The sequence below is a fragment of the Gordonia sp. (in: high G+C Gram-positive bacteria) genome (assembly GCF_047606305.1).
Classification (GTDB): Bacteria; Actinomycetota; Actinomycetes; order Mycobacteriales; family Mycobacteriaceae; genus Gordonia.
The window spans coordinates 1-15,519 of the sequence record NZ_JASGER010000037.1; the positions used below are offsets into that span (position 1 = coordinate 1).

Below are 15,519 nucleotides of genomic sequence, written 5' to 3' on the forward strand. Positions count from 1 at the left end.
GGTCCCGACGCCGCCCTTGAGCGCACCCGCGCGCGCCCCGGTACCGGCACCGACGGTGCCGGTCGCGAAGTCCGCGGCGGCGTCGGCAAGGGCCGCGGCGCCGAATCCAGCGTCGGGTCGCGCGCCCCAGTCCCCGACCAGCAGGTCGAAGATCACCGCGCCCGCGACGATCGGGACGACGTGGCCCTGCGCGTCCATCGGCAGCCCGATGCCCTGGTCCTCGAGTCCGCGCATCACCCCGTCGGCCGCGGCCAAACCGAAGGCACTGCCCCCGCTCAACACGATGGCGTGCGCGGTCTGCACGGTGTTCGACGGGTCGAGCAGGTCGGTCTCCCGGGTGCCCGGACCACCCCCGCGCACGTCCACGGCGACCGAGGATCCGGACGGCACGGTGACCACCGTGGTGCCGGTGGCCCAGCCGCTGCCGGGGGCCTCCGGCGTACCGACGACCACCGACTCGTCGAGCCGTTGACAGTGCCCGACGGCGATCCCGGCGACATCGGTGATCCGGTCGCCGGTCGGCGCTGACGGGGCGCTCACCCCATCAGCTCCTCGACCAGGATCCACTGCTGCTCGGTCAGCCAGCGGTAGACGTGCAGATGGGCCGCGTAGGGATGGTCGGCGTCGAGCTCCTCGGGGGTGTCCTCGGTGATGCCCAGCATCGCGCCGAGCGAGAGGCGGACGTCGTTCATCGCGGTCAGCCACTGGTCGGCCTGCCCGGCGGTCAGCGTGATCGTCCCGCCGCCGGCGGGCACGGTGTCGAGCAGGCAGTGCGCGGCGGCCAGCTTCTCGTCGATGATCACCGGCTCGTTCATGCTGCGCAGCGCGCCGTTGAGGTCCCCGTTGACCGCGTCGCAGCCGATCTCGTCGTCCTGGTCGGGTCGGTGGAAGTCGGGCAGCAGGCGGCCGAGGGTGGCGTCGCGCGGGGCCGACGAGTGGCCGGAGCGGATACCGGTGAGATCGGCGAGGTCGTCGGTGGGCGCGGAGTCGGCCCGTTCGGTGAGGAGCTCGCACATCGAGGTGACGATCGAGCGCAGCAGCTCCGACTCGTGCTCAGTGCAGTGTGCGGTGAAGACCGCGTCGTCGCCCGACCCGGTGCGCCGCCAGCCCGACAGGTAACGCTGGCTCATGAATCCCGCTGCATCGTCGCCCACAGCCCGGCCGTGTGCAGCTTGCGCACGTCGACCTCCATCTCGTCCCGCGACCCCGACGAGACGACGGCCTTGCCCTCGTTGTGGACCTGGAGCATCAGTTCGTGCGCCTTGGCCCGCGGATAGCCGAAGAGCTTCTGGAACACGTACGTCACGTAGGGCATCAGATTGACCGGGTCGTCCCAGACGATGGCCACCCACGGACGGTCGACGTGGTCGTCGACCGTCGTCTCCGGTTCCGCGACGGTCGCGCCTCCGGGCGCGGCCGCGCCGCCGCCTTGATCGGGGGACATGAGACTAGGGTAACGAGAGTGACCCGCCCAAGCACAGCCCTGCTCACCGATCATTACGAGCTCACGATGATCTCGGCGGCGCGCACCCACCCGCAGGCGGCCCGACCCTGCGTTTTCGAGGTCTTCGCACGGCGTCTGCCGGACGGTCGGCGATACGGCGTCGTCGGCGGTACCGGGCGGGTGCTCGAGGCCCTCGCCGACTTCCGGTTCACGCCGGACGAACTGTCGCTGGTGTCGGGGTTCCTCGACCCCGAGACCGTCGCCTGGCTGGCCGACTACCGCTTCACCGGCGACATCGACGGCTACCGCGAGGGCGAGCTCTATTTCCCCGGCTCCCCCATCCTCACCGTGCGCGCACCGTTCGCCGAGGCGGTGGTGTTGGAGACGCTGGTGCTGTCGATCCTCAACCACGACAGCGCCATCGCCTCGGCCGCGTCGCGGATGGTGTCGGCGGCCGGGACGCGCCCGGTCATCGAGATGGGCTCGCGCCGGACCCATGAGCGGGCCGCCGTCGCCAGCGCCCGCGCGGCCTACCTGGCCGGGGTCACCGCGACGTCCAACCTGGAGGCGGCCCGCAGCTACGGGGTGCCCAGCGCCGGCACCGCCGCGCACGCCTTCACCCTGCTCTTCACCGGACCCGACGGCCCCGACGAGACCGGGGCCTTCCGCGCGCAGGTGCAGCGTCTGGGCACCGGCACCACCCTGCTGGTGGACACCTACGACATCACCGCGGGCGTCGAGCACGCGATCGAGGCCGCCGGCCCGCAGCTGGGCGCGGTCCGCATCGACTCGGGCGACCTGGGCATCCTGGCCCGTCAGGTCCGCGACCAGCTCGACTCGCTGGGCGCGACCGGCACCAAGATCGTCGTGTCCGGCGACCTCGACGAATACGCGATCGCGTCGCTGCGGGCCGAGCCGGTCGACCTCTACGGCGTGGGGACCTCGCTGGTCACCGGGAGCGGCGCACCGACGGCGGGGATGGTCTACAAGCTCGTCGAGATCGACGGCATCCCGGTGGCCAAACGGTCGAGCCACAAGGAGTCGCACGGCGGCGCGAAGGCCGCGGCGCGGGTGGCCCGCCCCACCGGAACGGTCACCGAGGAGGTGCTCTACCGCCTCGGCGACGCGGAACCAGAGGTGGCCGGCCACACCGTGACCCCATTGCAGATCCCGCTGGTCCGCGGCGGCGAGCCCGTCGACGATCTGCCCTCCCTCGACGATGCGCGCGACCATCTGCGCCGGGCGCTGGTGACCCTCCCCTGGGAAGGGCTGGGACTCTCGCACGGCGAACCGGCCATCCCGACCCGCTATGCCTACTGAGGCACGGGCCGCGACATCGACCGTCGATCTGCTCGCGGTCGCGGTGCAGGCGCTGGGCGGACAGACCCGCGACGGCCAGGTCCGCATGGCCAGTGCCGTCGCGCACGCCATCGACACCGGTGAACACCTCGCGGTGCAGGCGGGAACCGGCACCGGCAAGTCGTTGGCCTACCTGGTGCCCGCCATCGCGCATGCCGCCGAGTCCGGCAAGACCGTCGTCGTCTCGACCGCGACCATCGCGCTGCAACGCCAGCTCATCGAGCGCGACCTGCCGCGCCTGGCACCGGCGTTGGCGCAGCCGTTGGGCTCGGAACCGACCTTCGCGATTCTCAAGGGCCGCTCGAACTACCTGTGCCTGAACAAGATCCACGGCGGCGTCGCCGACGAGCCGGACACCGAGCTGTTCGACGCCTTCGAACTCTCGCGCACCGGCCGCGAGGTGACCCGGCTGCGCGAATGGGCGTCGGAGACCGAGACCGGGGACCGCGACGACCTGTCCCCCGGCGTGTCCGACCGGTCGTGGCGACAGGTCAGCGTCAGCGCTCGGGAGTGCCTGGGGGCGGCGAACTGCGGCTTCGCGCAGGACTGCTTCGCCGAGCGCGCCAAGGAGGAGGCGGCCCACTCCGACGTCGTGGTCACCAACCACGCGATGCTCGCCATCGACGCGTTGTCGCCGGCAACCATCCTGCCCGAGCACGACGTCGTGGTCATCGACGAGGCCCACGAGTTGACCGACCGCATCACCTCGGTGGCCACTGACGAGTTGTCCGCCGCGTCGATCACCCTCGCCGCCCGGCGCGCGGCCAAGCTGATCGACGAGGAACTCGTCGACGACGTGGTCGGCGGCGGCGAACTGCTCGACCAACTGCTCGAGGAGGCCTCCCCGCGCCTGCTGACGTCCCTGCCCACCGGGTGGGACTCGGCGCTGGCGAGCCTGCGTGACCGGCTGTGGCGGGCGCGCAGCGGAATCGGCCCGGTGCGGGCGGCGGGCAACTCCGACGGCGATGCCGCCGCGGCCCGGTCGGCGGCACTCACCGCGCTCGACGAACTCCACGATGCCGCGGTGCGCGTCCTGACCGCCTTCGACGAGCCCGATGCCACCAAACGGCGCGATGTCGTCTGGTTGGCCGAGGAGAAGACCAAGTCCGGGACCCGCCGCGTGCTGCGCATCGCCCCGCTCTCGGTCGGCGGTCTGCTGCGGGCATCCATCTTCGCCGACTCGACCGTCATCCTCACCTCGGCGACGCTGGTCGTCGGCGGTTCCTTCGACGCGCTCGCGACGACCTGGGGTCTGCCGATCGAGGGCAACCTGTCGCGCACCGAGCGCGCGACGACCGGCGACGTCACGGCGTCCGGCAAGGCGGTGCCCGCCGACGACGAGGTGCTGCGCTGGCGGGGCGTCGACGTCGGGTCGCCCTTCGACTACCCGCGCTCGGCGATCCTCTACCTCGCCAAGCACCTGCCCGCCCCCGGTCGCAGCGGCGTGGGCGAGGAGATGCTCGCCGAGTTGGACGCGCTGATCACCGCCGCACACGGGCGGACCCTGGGTCTGTTCTCGTCGATGCGCGCGGCTCGCGAGGCCGCCGACGAGCTGCGCGAGCGCACCGACCACACCATCTTGTGCCAGGGCGAGGACTCCACGTCGGCGCTGGTGCGCCGCTTCAGCGAGGAGCCGCAAACCTGTCTGTTCGGCACACTGTCGCTGTGGCAGGGGGTCGATGTGCCCGGCGACTCGCTCTCGCTGGTGGTCATCGACCGGATTCCCTTCCCGCGGCCCGACGACCCGCTCTCGGCGGCCCGCACCCGTGCGGTCGAGGCCGCCGGCGGCAACGGGTTCATGTCGGTGTCGGCCAATCACGCCGCGCTGCTGCTCGCACAGGGCGCCGGACGCCTGTTGCGCTCGACGACCGACCGCGGCGTCGTGGCCGTGCTGGACTCCCGGCTCGCCACGGCCCGCTACGGGAACTACCTGGTGGCCTCGCTCCCACCGTTCTGGCGCACCACCGACACCGCCACGGTGCTCGGCGCCCTCGACCGGTTGACGTCGTGACGGCCCCGTCCGCCGCGTTCCCGGTCGCCCGGCGCGACGACCTGCTGCGACCCGAGCCCCGACCCTGGTGGCAGCTGCTGGCCGGCATCGTGATCTACGCGGTCGCGCAGCTCGCGGCCGGGTTCGTCGCCGGCCTCTTCGCCGTCTCCGCACAAGGCACGATGGCCGGGCTGGCCGTCGCCGCCCTCCTCTCGATCGCGGGTTTCCTCGCGGTGGTCCCCCGGCTCACCGGTCGCCCCGCCTACGAGCTGCGCGGCCCCGGTGCCACGCGGGAGTTCGGTCTGGGCCTGGTGCTCGGCGCCGCCACCATGTGCCTGGCCGTCGGCGTGCTGGCCGCGGTCGGGTCGTACCGAGTCGTCGACGTGGGGCTGGGCAGCGGGATCGGTGTCGGCCTGATGATCGGCGTCGGAGCAGCCTTCGCCGAGGAGATCTTCTTCCGCGGATTCCTGCTCCGCCTCCTGGACAAGCGGTTCGGCTCGTGGCCGGCGACGATCGTCGTGTCGCTGCTGTTCGGCGCGGTCCACCTCGGCAATCCGCAGGCCACGGTGTGGGGGGCGGTCGCCATCGTGCTGGCCGCCGGTCCGCTCCTGTGCGGCGCCTATCTCTTCACCCGTCGACTGTGGCTCCCCATCGGCATCCACCTGTCGTGGAACGCCGTGCAGTCGGGGGTGTTCGGCATCAACGTCTCCGGCGTCGGCAGCGGCCGGGGGCTGATCGAGTCCGAACTCACCGGCCCCGCCTGGTTGTCGGGCGGGAGCATGGGCATCGAAGGGTCGGTGGTGCTCGTCGCACTCGCGCTCGCACTGGGCCTCGGTTTCCTGGTCCTCGCCCAACGCCGCGGATGCATGCTGCCCCGGCGACGTCTCACCGCCGCACCCGACCGGCTGCCGGCATGAGCGCCTCGGGTGCCAACCCGGGCTTGAGCCCCGGCGACCTCGCCGCACTCGCCGCCGGCACCCTTGCCGATCCCCACGCCGTCCTCGGCGCCCATCGGATCGCCCCCGACCGGGTGGCGCTGCGGGTGTTACGACCACGGGCGTCGGCGGTCAGCGCCGTGGTCGACGGCACCGAGCACCCGATGGCCGAACAGGTCGAGGGCCTCTGGGTCTGCACCGTCGCCGCCGCGGGCACCGCCCTCCCCGACTACGACTACCGCGTGCGGTACCCCGATCCGGACCGCGAGTTCACCGTCGCCGACCCCTACCGCTTCGCGCCGACGATCGGCCCCGACGACCTCGCCCTGATCTCCACCGGTGTCCACCGCCGTCTGTGGGAGGTTCTCGGTGCGCGCGTGCGCACCGTCGACGGCGTGCCCGGCACGGCCTTCACCGTCTGGGCCCCCGCCGCCCGGGGGGTGCGGGTCGTCGGGGATTTCGAGGGGTGGGAGGGTCGCCTGGCGCCGATGCGCCGACTGGGCGACAGCGGTGTCTGGGAGGTCTTCCTGCCCGGGGTGCGCGCCGGCGAGCTCTACAAGTTCCGCGTGCACGGCGCCGACGGAACGGTCGTCGACAAGGCCGATCCCATGGCGCGACGGGCCGAGCGACCACCGGCGACCGCGTCGGTGATCGTCGCCGACACCGACTACGCGTGGCACGACGGCGACTGGGTGCGCCGACGCGCGGCGGTGGACCCGGTGAGCGCGCCGCTGACCGTCTACGAGGTCCACCTGCCGTCCTGGCGACCCGGGCTCGGCTACCGCGAGCTGGCGGTCGAGCTGGCCGACTACGTCACCGAGCAGGGATTCACCCACGTCGAGCTGCTGCCGGTCGCCGAACACCCCTACGGCGGGTCATGGGGCTACCAGGTCACCTCCTACTTCGCGCCGACCGCGCGGCTCGGCACCCCCGACGACTTCCGGTGCCTCGTCGACGAGCTGCACCGGCGCGGCATCGGGGTGCTGATGGACTGGGTGCCCGCGCACTTCCCGCGCGACGAGTGGGCGCTGGCCCACTTCGACGGGTCGCCGACGTACGAGCACGCCGATCCGCAGCGCGGCGATCACCCCGACTGGGGCACGCTGATCTTCGACTACGGCCGCCGCGAGGTCGCCGGGTTCCTCATCGCCAACGCCCTGTACTGGCTCGAAGAGTTCCACCTCGACGGGCTCCGCGTCGACGCCGTCGCGTCGATGCTCTACCTGGACTACTCGCGCGGCCCCGGCCAGTGGACCCCCAACATCCACGGCGGACTGGAGAACCTGGAGGCCGTCACCCTCCTGCGCGAACTCAACGACGCTGTCCACCGCGCCCACCCGGGGGTGCTCACGATCGCCGAGGAGTCGACGTCGTGGCCGGGTGTGACCCGGTCGACGGCCGCCGGCGGACTCGGGTTCTCCCTCAAATGGAACATGGGCTGGATGCACGACACCCTCGCCTTCCTGGCCCGCGACGCCGCCGATCGCTCCTTCCACCACCACGAGATCACCTTCTCGCTGATGTACGCCTTCAACGAGCAGTTCGTGCTGCCGCTGTCCCACGACGAGGTCGTGCACGAGAAGGGCACGCTCTGGACGCGCATGCCCGGCGGCGCCGACGCGAAGGCGCGCGCGGTGCGCTTCTTCCTCTGCTACCAGTGGTGCCACCCGGGCAAGCCGCTGCTGTTCATGGGCCAGGAGTTCGGTCAGACCGCGGAATGGGCCGACGAGCGGGGTGTCGACTGGCACGAGCTGGACGTCGGCGCCCCCGATGTGGCGCTGCACCGCGGCATCGCCCTGCTCGTCCGCGACCTGAACGCGCTGACGCGGTCCAGTCCGGCGCTGCACCGGCACGACACCGAGCCCGAGGGCTACGAGTGGATCTCCGCCGGCGACGACGCCTCCTCACCCGTCTTCGGGTTCTGTCGACGGGCCGACCGGGCGATGATCGTGTGCCTGTTCAACGTCGCACCCGATCCCTTTGCCGAGTACCGCGTCGGCCTGCCCGTCCCCGGGCGGTGGCGGGTCGTGCTCGACAGCGACGACGAGCGCTACGGCTCGGGACCGTCACCGTCGGCGAAGGTCGGCGAGGTCTTCACGACCGCCGCGATCCCCTGGCAGGGTCGTGCGACGTCGATCGCGCTCCCCCTCGCCGCCAACGCGACGGTCTGGCTCGAGCTCGAGCCCGACCACCGATAACGCCGAGTGTGCGCAGATTTTCGCCGAGCGTGCCCAGTTTCTCGTCGAGCGTGCCCAGTTTCTCGTCGAGCGTGCCCAGTTTCTCGTCGAGTGTGCCCAGACTTTCGCCGAGCGTGCCCAGTTTCTTGCCGAGTGGGCAGTCGGCGCCGATAGGATCTGCGTCGTGCAAGCCGCTGTTCGACGACTCTTCGACACCTACGAGCGCCTGACCAACGAGGCACTCGCCGGACACATCGACAGCGAGGCGCTCGCCCGCTGCTACGCCGACGAAGTCATCGGTGCGGGGCCGTCGGGCGTCCGCACCGCGCGCAACGACGCCGAATACCGGGAAGTCCTGGCGCAGGGCTTCGTGAACTACCGATCAATCGGCACCAAGCGCATGGCGATCGACCATGTCACCGTGACACCCATTGACGAACTTCACTGCGTCGCAAAGGTCTCCTGGTCCGCCGAGTACGACCGCGGCGACTCTCCCGATGTCACGATCGACTTCGCAGTGAACTACCTCGTGCAGCTCCGCGATGCGGGCGCTGTGGTCTTCGGCTGGATCACGGGAGACGAGCAGTCCGCGCTCCGCGAGCACGGCATTGTCTAGAACCCACTCGACGGACTTCTGGGCACACTCGACGACGGACTTCTGGGCACACTCGACGGATTTCTGGGCACGCTCGACGAGAAACTGGGCACGCTCGGCGAGAAACTGGGCACGCTCGGCGGATGGCTAGAACAGGGCCGAGGCGAGCTTGCGACGCGCGGCCACGACGACCGGCTCGCTCGGCTCGTAGAGCTCGAAGAGCTCCAACAGGCGGGCCCGCACGCGGGCGCGCTCCTCGTCCTGCGTCGCCTTCACACAGTCGATGAGGCGGTTGAAGGCCGCCTCGGGCTGCTGGTTGAACAGCTCGACGTCGGCGGCAGCGAGCTGGGCGTCCACATCGCCCGGCTCGGCGGTCTCGACGATCGACGACGGGTGCTTGGCGGCTCGGGACACGAACGTCAGGTTCCGCACCAGCGAGGCCGCTTCGGCGTTGTTCGGCTCGGCCTCGGCTATGGCCCGGTAGTCGGCGAGGGCACCGTCGACGTCGCCCGCGTCGAGCTTCTCCTCGGCTGCGACCATCCTCGGGTCGGCGGGCTCCTCGACCTCGGGTGCGCCGGGGCCCTGGTCAGGCAGCGCGGCACCGACCTTCGCGAAGATCTCGTCGATCCAGGCCTGGATCTCCGCCTGCGGCTTGACCCCGGTGAAGACGGACACGGGCTGCCCCTGAGCCAGGGCGACGACCATCGGGATCGATTGGGCCCGGAAGGCCTGCGCGATCCGCGGATTGGCGTCGACGTCGACCTTGGCCAGCACCCACCGCCCACCGGACTGCGCCGCCATCGACTCGAGGACCGGCGACAGTTGCTTACACGGTTCGCACCACGTCGCCCACAGGTCGACGACGACGAGCTGGCTCATGGAACGGTTGATGACCTCGGCCTCGAACGTCGCCTCGGTCACCTCGATCACCGCACCGTTCGACGACGGCGGCGCGCCACCGGCCGCGGCTCCCCCGGTCGGCGCCGGCGGCGCCTGGCGCTGGGCCTCGGCCCGGTCCTTCAGCGCGGACAGGTCGACGGCGCCGGACATGGCCACGGCTGCCTGCTGTTGGCGGGCGGCCGCCTGCTGACGGTTGACTGGTCTGCTCACACGTCTATTTTGTCATGCGCGCGCGGACCGTCGCCGTCGCGATTGGCGCCGATCTCATCGGACAACTCGGCCAGATGGCCGTTGCGGCGGGCCCACCATTCGAAGACGAGCGTGCCGAACGGCGGCAACGAGGACACCACCGCGAGGCCGAGGACCACGAGATTCCACTTGAGCGCGTAGGCGGTGAGGAAGGAGAGCGCGACGAAGGCCAGGAACACGATGCCGTGCACCATGCCGGGGATGCGAACCGCCTCCTCGTGCCCTTTGACCCACTTGAAGTACATCGCGACGAGCAGCGCGGCCCAGGTCACCGCCTCGGCGACCGCGACGAAGCGGAAGCGCTTGGCCGGCGTGGACAGATCGAAGAAGGACGTCACCGCGATCACGCCTTCGGCACGGTGATGATCAGGGCGTCGCCCTGGCCGCCGGCTCCACACAGTGCCGCCGCGCCGACTCCGCCGCCGCGCCGCTTGAGCTCCAGCGCGAGGTGCAGGGTGATGCGGGCACCGGAGGTGCCGATCGGGTGTCCGAGTGCGATGGCCCCGCCGTTGACGTTGACCTTCTCCGGATCGATGCCCAGCTTCCGGGTCGACGCCAGCCCGACGGCGGCGAAGGCTTCGTTGATCTCGACGACGTCCAGGTCTGCCGGCGAGATCCCGGCCCGGTCACAGGCCTTCGCGATGGCATTGGCCGGCTGCTCCTGCAGACTCGAATCGGGGCCGGCGACGACGCCGTGCGGCCCGATCTCGGCGAGCCAGTCCACACCGAGCTCCTTCGCCTTGGCCTTGCTCATCACGACGACCGCACACGCGCCGTCGGATATCTGCGACGCGTTGCCCGCGGTGATCGTGCCGCCCTTGCGGAAGGCCGCGCGCAGCGCGCCCAAGCTCTCGACCGTGGTGTCGGCGCGCACGCCCTCGTCGACGGAGAACTCGACCGGGTCACCCTTGCGCTGCGGGATCGGCACCGGGACGATCTCCTCGGCGAAGACGCCCTTCTGACCCGCCTCGGCGGCCAACCGGTGGCTGCGCGCCGCGATCTCGTCCTGCTGCTCGCGGGTGAAGCCGTCGGTGTCGTTGTGGTCCTCGGTGAGCCCGCCCATCGGCTGATCGGTGAAGGCGTCGTGCAGGCCGTCGAAGGCCATGTGGTCGACCAGCTCGGTCGGGCCGTACTTGAAGCCGGTGCGGCTGCCCGGCAGGAGGTGCGGGGCCTGGGTCATCGACTCCTGGCCGCCGGCGACGACGCAGTCGAACTCGCCGGCGCGGATCAGCTGATCGGCCAGTGCGATGGCGTCGATGCCCGACAGGCACATCTTGTTGATCGACAGCGCCGGGACGTCCCACCCGATGCCCGCCTTCACCGCTGCCTGGCGCGCCGGCATCTGGCCGGCACCGGCGGTGAGCACCTGGCCCATGATCACGTAGTCGACCTCGGACGCCGGGATGCCCGCACGGTCCAGCGCGCCCTTGATGGCGATGGCGCCCAGGTCGACGGCGCTGAAGTCCTTCAGCGAGCCCAGCAGGCGGCCGAACGGCGTGCGCGCGCCCGCGACGATGACGGATGGTTCAGACATGGATACTCCTGAATTCGGCTACCGCACCACGCTACCGTGGCGCCGCGAGCGAGCCCCAACCGGTCGAACCATCGACGGCTGCCGATTAGACTTCGCACCATGGCCGAATCCGGTGACCGTCCCGTGCCCTTCCCCGTCGTCCGTCGTGGCGGCTACGACCGCGCCGCCGTGGACGGGCAACTGCAGCGGCTGAACTCCGAGATGCACCTGCTCGCGACCGATCGCGACTCGGCGGTGGCGCACGCCCAAGAGCTGACGACACACCTCGAGCAGGCGCGCGAGGAGATCGAACGCCTGCGCCGCGAGGTCGACAAGCTGTCCGTGCCGCCGACGACCGCCGCCGGCATGAGCGAACGGCTCTCGCGCATGCTTCAGCTCGCCTCCGACGAGGCCTCGGAGATCCGCGCCAACGCCCAGGCGGAGGCCGACGAGATCCTGTCGGTGGCGCAGCAGACCGCACAGGCCGCGCATGCCGAGGCGCTCGCCGCCCACAAGACCGCGAGCGACGAGCTGCTGGCCCGTGCGAAGAAACTCGACGATCAGGAGAAGGGCGCCACCAAAAAGGCGGCCAAGCTCACCGCCGACGCCGAGGAGCAGGCGAAGAACGTCGTCGAAACGGCGCGCGAGCAGGCCAAGAAGGTGACCGCCGAGGCGGAACAGAAAGCCGCCAAGCTGACCGCCGACAGCGAGGCCGCCGCGGCCAAGCTGACCGCCGACAGCGAGGCGGCGGCCGAGAAGCTCAAGGCCGAGAGCGAGGCGCAGGCGAAGAAGACCCTCACCGAGGCCGAATCCGATGCCGCGCGCACCCGGCAGGCCGCGGGCGATCTGGCCGCCGAACGTCTCGCGCGGATCCGCGAGATCGCCGATCAGACCCGCACCGCCCATCGCGAGGCGGTCAGCCGGCTGACGGCCCTCGCCGACCACCTCGCCACGGCACCGGCGCTTTCCATCGACGAGCTCGACCAGGTCGCCGACCGGACCGCAGAAGAGGAGCAGGCGCTGCTCGAACAGCGTGCGAGCGGACCGAGCGCGGTAACCCCGTCCACCCGGGGCTCGGTCAAGCCGAGCAAGGCGGCGCCGGTCGCGGCCCGCGCCGACTAGAAGAGCCGGAACTCGGTGCTCTCGATGCCGCGCAGCTCGTCGTAGTCGAGGATCAGGCAGCGAATTCCCCGATCGGTCGCCAGCGTCTGTGCCTGCGGCTTGATTTGCTGGGCGGCGAACACCCCCGACACCGGCGCCAGTGTGGCATCGCGGTTCAGCAGCTCCAGGTAGCGCGTCAACTGCTCGACCCCGTCGATCTCCCCGCGCCGCTTGATCTCGACCGCCACGGTCGCGCCGTCCGCGTCGCGGCACAGCAGGTCGACGGGGCCGATCGCGGTCGGGTATTCGCGGCGCACGAGGGTGTAACCGGGCCCCAGGGTCTCCACGTGCTCGGCCAACAACTCCTGCAGATGCGCCTCGACACCGTCCTTGACCAGTCCGGGGTCGACGCCCAGCTCGTGGCTCGAATCGTGCTCGATCTCCGCGATGGTGATGCGCAGCTGTTCGCCGGCCTTGTTCGTGACGACCCAGACCGCTTGCGCGTCGACGTCGTCGGGAACCTCCTCTTCGGCGAGCCAACACGGCGGACTCATCCAGTTGAGTGGCTTGTACGCGCGATCGTCGGCGTGGACGCTGACCGATCCGTCGGATTTGATGAGGAGCAGACGACGGGCCATCGGCAGGTGGGCGGTCAACCTGCCCGCGTAATCGACCTGACATTCCGCTACGACCAGACGCACACCGGCTAGCTTAGACACATGAGAATCTTCGTCGCCTATCTGGCCAACGATGGCGGCGCCGACGCGGTGATGCTCGCCGGTCGACTGGCGCGAACGGTGGGCGCCGAGCTCGACATCGGGCTGATCGCGCCCGGCGAGCACCAGGGTGCCGACCCGGGTCTGGCCGAGGTCGTGCGCGAACAGGCGACAGACTGGCTCGACGACGCGCGCGCCCTGGTCCCCGACGTCCGTTCCGAGGCCCACGTCGCCTTCCACGATTCCATCGCCGCCGGCATCATCGCCGAGGCGCAGCGCACCGGAGCCGTCCTCATCGTCGTCGGCGGGTCGGGCGGCGGGATCGTCGGCAGCCACTCCCTCGGCAGCGTGGTGAACGACCTGCTCCGGTCCTCTCCGCTGCCCGTGGTACTCGCCCCGCGCGGAATTCGGAACTCGGCGGTGTCGACGACGACACAGATCACCTGCGCCCTGGGCACCCGCGCCGGTGCCGTCGGCCTCCTCAACTTCGCGATCACCGCCGCTCAGCGGGCCCGGGTGCCCCTGCGCCTGATCTCACTGGTCGCGCTCGAACAACTTCCCACCGGCGGCGCCGATCCCGACGCCCAGGCGCGTGCGGTGGCCCACGTCGAGAAGGTCCTGCACACCGCGCAGGAGCGCCTGCCCGACGGGGTGGAGGTCACCAGTGCCATCGCACACGGACCGACGGTCGAGGATGCCATCACCCAGCTCGAGTGGCACGACGGCGACCTGCTGATGGTCGGCTCGAGCCGTCTGGCCGCACCCGCACGCATCTTCCTGGGCGCGACTGCCGCCAAGATGCTCCGCGTGCTCTCGGTGCCGGTCGCGGTCCTCCCCTCCCCGGGCGAGATGACCGAGGGATCCACCGATGCCTGAGGTCGGCCTGCCCGACGGGGCCGCAAGACTGTTGGCGCAGGTCCCCGGCGGTCTCTGGATCGACGGCGACTCCGTCGACGCGCACAGCGGCAAGCGCTTCGACGTCCTCGACCCGGCCACCGGGTCTCCGCTGGCCTCGGTCGCCGACGCTGGTGCCGACGACGTGCTGCGCGCCCTCGACGCCGCTGAGCGCGCCGCTCCGGCGTGGGCACGCACCCCGCCCCGCGAGCGGTCGACCGTCCTCGCACGCGCATTTGCCACGGTCATCGAGCGCGCCGAGGACTTCGCCCTGCTCATGACGCTGGAAATGGGCAAGTCGTTGGGTGACAGCCGCAGCGAGGTTTCCTACGGGGCGGAGTTCCTCCGCTGGTTCGCCGAGGAGGCCGTGCGCATCAACGGCCGCACGACGGGCGCCCCGAGCGGCAACGGCCAGATCGTGGTCGTGAAGCAACCGGTCGGCACCTGCTTGGCGATCACCCCGTGGAACTTCCCCCTCGCCATGGGGACGCGGAAGATCGGGCCCGCCCTGGCCGCCGGCGCGACGATGATCGTCAAACCCGCCGAGGACACACCGCTGACCATGCTCCTGCTCGCCCAGGTCTTCGCCGAGGCAGGGCTGCCGCCCGGCGTGCTCGGTGTCCTGCCCACCTCGACGCCGGCACCCGTCTCCGACGCCGCACTGAGCGATCCCCGACTGCGCAAGCTCTCCTTCACCGGGTCCACGGCGGTGGGCAAGACTCTGCTGGGTGCAGCGGCCGACCAAGTCCTGCGCACCTCCATGGAGTTGGGTGGCAACGCTCCGTTCCTCGTCTTCGACGACGCCGATCTCGACGCGGCCGTCGACGGCGCCATGGCCGCCAAGCTCCGCAACGGCGGGCAGGCGTGCACCGCGGCCAACCGGATCCTGGTGCAGAACTCGGTGCGCGAGGAGTTCACCGCGGACCTGGTCAAGCGGTTCGACGCCATGCGTCTGGGACCGGGATGGGCGGAGGGGACGACTCTCGGCCCGATGATCAACGCCAAGCAGCGGGACCGGATCGCGACGCTCGTCGATGACGCAATTGCGGCCGGCGCCACCGTGCGGTGCGGCGGACCCGATGCCGCCGCCGGCCTCGCCGACGATCCGGGCTTCTACTATCCGGCCACCGTTCTGTCCGACGTCGCACCGAGCGCGGCGATCAGCACCGACGAGATCTTCGGACCCGTCGCCGCCATCACCGGGTTCGACGACGAGGAGGAGGGCATCGACCTGGCCAACTCGACCCCGTACGGACTGGCCGCCTACTTCTACGCCGGCGGGCTGGACCGCTGCATGAGGGTGGGTTCCGCGCTTGAAACCGGGATGGTCGGGATCAATCGGGGAATCATCTCCGATCCGGCGGCGCCGTTCGGCGGGATCAAACAATCAGGAATCGGCTCCGAGGGTGGCAGTGAGGGCATCGAGGAATACCTCGACACCAAATACATCGCCTTGCCGCCGGTAACGACCTGATCCAGACATGGCAAAGCACCCCCGGAGGCTAATCCGGGGGTGCTTTGTAAATTGTGTTCGGCGGTGTCCTACTCTCCCACACTGACTAGGGTGCAGTACCATTGGCGCTGGAGGGCTTAGCTTCCGGGTTCGGAATGGGGCCGGGCGTTTCCCCTCCGCTATTGCCGCCGTA

The 15,519-nt window shown here is 70.8% G+C and carries 15 protein-coding genes and 1 rRNA gene; 8 read left to right on the forward strand and 8 right to left on the reverse strand.

Annotation, left to right across the window (positions count from 1 at the left end):
- The 3 genes from QM634_RS05815 to clpS all read right to left on the reverse strand — a co-directional run.
- A partial coding sequence (locus QM634_RS05815) for a P1 family peptidase (protein WP_415041826.1) occupies nt 1-540 on the reverse strand: 540 nt, incomplete at its 3' end.
- Nucleotides 537-1,115: a DUF2017 domain-containing protein gene (locus tag QM634_RS05820; RefSeq protein ID WP_415041839.1), complete on the reverse strand. Its 579-nt coding sequence runs from the start codon at nt 1,113-1,115 to the stop codon at nt 537-539. The genes QM634_RS05820 and QM634_RS05815, both read right to left, overlap by 4 nt.
- Nucleotides 1,116-1,126: 11 nt before the next feature.
- Nucleotides 1,127-1,444: an ATP-dependent Clp protease adapter ClpS gene (clpS, locus tag QM634_RS05825; protein ID WP_415041827.1), complete on the reverse strand. Its 318-nt coding sequence runs from the start codon at nt 1,442-1,444 to the stop codon at nt 1,127-1,129.
- A gap of 18 nt (nt 1,445-1,462) precedes the next feature.
- Here clpS and QM634_RS05830 point away from each other — a divergent pair, with 18 nt between their 5' ends.
- The 5 genes from QM634_RS05830 (at nt 1,463) to QM634_RS05850 (ending at nt 8,521) form a co-directional block, all read left to right on the forward strand.
- Nucleotides 1,463-2,764 carry a nicotinate phosphoribosyltransferase gene (locus QM634_RS05830; RefSeq protein WP_415041828.1) on the forward strand — a complete coding sequence of 434 codons (1,302 nt, stop codon included), beginning with the start codon at nt 1,463-1,465 and terminating at the stop codon, nt 2,762-2,764.
- Nucleotides 2,754-4,814 carry an ATP-dependent DNA helicase gene (locus tag QM634_RS05835; protein WP_415041829.1) on the forward strand — a complete coding sequence of 687 codons (2,061 nt, stop codon included), beginning with the start codon at nt 2,754-2,756 and terminating at the stop codon, nt 4,812-4,814. Before QM634_RS05830 ends, QM634_RS05835 begins: the two co-directional genes overlap by 11 nt.
- A complete protein-coding gene (locus QM634_RS05840; RefSeq protein ID WP_415041830.1) occupies nt 4,811-5,710 on the forward strand; it encodes a lysostaphin resistance A-like protein in 900 nt (299 codons plus the stop codon). Before QM634_RS05835 ends, QM634_RS05840 begins: the two co-directional genes overlap by 4 nt.
- Nucleotides 5,707-7,926 carry a 1,4-alpha-glucan branching protein GlgB gene (glgB, locus tag QM634_RS05845; protein WP_415041831.1) on the forward strand — a complete coding sequence of 740 codons (2,220 nt, stop codon included), beginning with the start codon at nt 5,707-5,709 and terminating at the stop codon, nt 7,924-7,926. The genes QM634_RS05840 and glgB overlap by 4 nt, the downstream gene beginning before the upstream one ends.
- A gap of 163 nt (nt 7,927-8,089) precedes the next feature.
- On the forward strand, nt 8,090-8,521 hold the full coding sequence (locus QM634_RS05850) for a nuclear transport factor 2 family protein (protein ID WP_415041832.1): 432 nt from the start codon (nt 8,090-8,092) through the stop codon (nt 8,519-8,521).
- A gap of 126 nt (nt 8,522-8,647) precedes the next feature.
- Here the strand turns inward: QM634_RS05850 and QM634_RS05855 are convergent, their stop codons facing one another.
- The 3 genes from QM634_RS05855 to QM634_RS05865 are packed head-to-tail and all read right to left on the reverse strand — an operon-like array spanning nt 8,648 to nt 11,183.
- Entirely contained in the window at nt 8,648-9,556 is a 909-nt protein-coding gene (locus QM634_RS05855; RefSeq protein WP_415041840.1) for a tetratricopeptide repeat protein, read from the reverse strand.
- A gap of 50 nt (nt 9,557-9,606) precedes the next feature.
- Entirely contained in the window at nt 9,607-9,987 is a 381-nt protein-coding gene (locus QM634_RS05860) for a DUF3817 domain-containing protein (protein WP_415041833.1), read from the reverse strand.
- A 5-nt stretch (nt 9,988-9,992) separates the two neighbouring features.
- Nucleotides 9,993-11,183 (reverse strand): acetyl-CoA C-acetyltransferase, encoded by a 1,191-nt coding sequence (locus tag QM634_RS05865; protein ID WP_415041834.1) that lies wholly within the window; start codon nt 11,181-11,183, stop codon nt 9,993-9,995.
- A 99-nt stretch (nt 11,184-11,282) separates the two neighbouring features.
- Here QM634_RS05865 and QM634_RS05870 point away from each other — a divergent pair, with 99 nt between their 5' ends.
- Nucleotides 11,283-12,284 carry a hypothetical protein gene (locus QM634_RS05870; RefSeq protein ID WP_415041835.1) on the forward strand — a complete coding sequence of 334 codons (1,002 nt, stop codon included), beginning with the start codon at nt 11,283-11,285 and terminating at the stop codon, nt 12,282-12,284.
- On the opposite strand, the gene nucS is transcribed toward QM634_RS05870, so the two are convergent.
- Nucleotides 12,281-12,964, reverse strand: coding sequence for an endonuclease NucS (gene nucS / locus QM634_RS05875; RefSeq protein WP_415041836.1), 684 nt, complete (start codon nt 12,962-12,964; stop codon nt 12,281-12,283). The genes QM634_RS05870 and nucS overlap by 4 nt on opposite strands.
- Before the next feature lie 18 nt (nt 12,965-12,982).
- Between nucS and QM634_RS05880 the strand changes: the two genes are divergently transcribed.
- Both QM634_RS05880 and QM634_RS05885 read left to right on the forward strand, forming a co-directional pair.
- Nucleotides 12,983-13,855 (forward strand): universal stress protein, encoded by an 873-nt coding sequence (locus QM634_RS05880; protein WP_415041837.1) that lies wholly within the window; start codon nt 12,983-12,985, stop codon nt 13,853-13,855.
- Entirely contained in the window at nt 13,848-15,347 is a 1,500-nt protein-coding gene (locus QM634_RS05885; protein ID WP_415041838.1) for an NAD-dependent succinate-semialdehyde dehydrogenase, read from the forward strand. The genes QM634_RS05880 and QM634_RS05885 overlap by 8 nt, the downstream gene beginning before the upstream one ends.
- A 55-nt stretch (nt 15,348-15,402) precedes the next feature.
- Here QM634_RS05885 and rrf read toward each other — a convergent pair.
- Nucleotides 15,403-15,519 (reverse strand): 5S ribosomal RNA (rrf, locus tag QM634_RS05890).